2 protein-coding genes are annotated in these 1,117 nt (G+C 44.0%); both read left to right on the forward strand.

The window, feature by feature from the left end:
* The coding region (locus tag AC5KOD_RS02560) for a hypothetical protein (RefSeq protein ID WP_496912976.1) at positions 1–625 on the forward strand (625 nt) is incomplete at its 5' end.
* A gap of 37 nt (positions 626–662) precedes the next feature.
* On the forward strand, positions 663–1,117 hold a 455-nt coding region (locus tag AC5KOD_RS02565; RefSeq protein WP_496912977.1), incomplete at its 3' end, for a recombinase family protein.

Here is a 1,117-nt window from a genome sequence, read left to right on the forward strand (position 1 = left end):
TCATGGCTCTTATTTTGATGATAAAGAAATGAGGAAAGATAGGATGACACACCGAACTAAACGAGTCAAAATAGGACTACTGACCGCCATGAGTCTTTTGATACTGGCAGGCTGTAACTCAAGTAAAAAAACAGAGGAGAAAAAAAGTGATGAGGCTAAAACGAGTCAAAAAGCCACCTCAACCGTTTCAGAAAATAACTATAGTTCTACTGATGGCAGTATGACCATGAATAATGAAGTGTTGTCCAGCCCAGATTTTGAGGTAGCTGTGGCAGGCATGGCAGTAACCGGAGATAAGGACAATCGGTATTTGACGGTTAATTTTACCTTTACGAATAAAACCAATGCCTATAAAACTGGGAAATCAGTGGTTGATCAGTACTTTTTAGCTAATCAAGCCAGCAGTGATAAGGCGATGAAAGAGCTTGTCACTGGGGACGCGCCTGATTTAGGCGAACACGGGGACCAATTAGCGACTGCTTTAAGTAATGAGCAAACCGAAAATACCCCTGTTCAGATGTCGGTATCTTATAAAACGGTTAGTGAAGAAGATGTGCGACTGGACTTTCTGGATCAAACAGGGAATGTCATTGTCTCTAAGAACTATTTAATTAAACAAGACTAAATGACAACCAGATAAATGAGAGGAGGGAATCAGTCAGATGAGGATTGGTTACAGTCAACTTAACCAAAAAGGGGCGACGGGCTCAGAGGAAGAGCGACCGCTCAAAGAAGCGAATTGTGAGGTCATCTACCTCGAGCGGTATTCTGCTAGAAAACAGGACTGGCGGAGACGTCCACAATTAGAACGGGTCTTCAGTCGACTGAGGCCGGGAGATAGCTTAGTGGTGAGTGACCTCGATCAGTTAAGCTCTCATTCTTACGTCTGGCTTGAAGTGATTCAGGAATTAAGACTGAGAGACATCCAGTTGGAGGTCCTTGCCTATCCGCTGATGGCGTTGGCGGATTGGTGGCAGTTGATGAATTGGGTGAAGGCAAGTGCTGTGCAGAAAGAATCGCGTATCACCGTTACTAAATTTAGAAAAGAGCGAAGGGCTGAGAAACGTCAGTTTAGTTGTTTTTCAAGAGACCCACACATTAGACGAGCCTATTGGAC

The organism is Vagococcus sp. WN80Y, assembly GCF_059621045.1.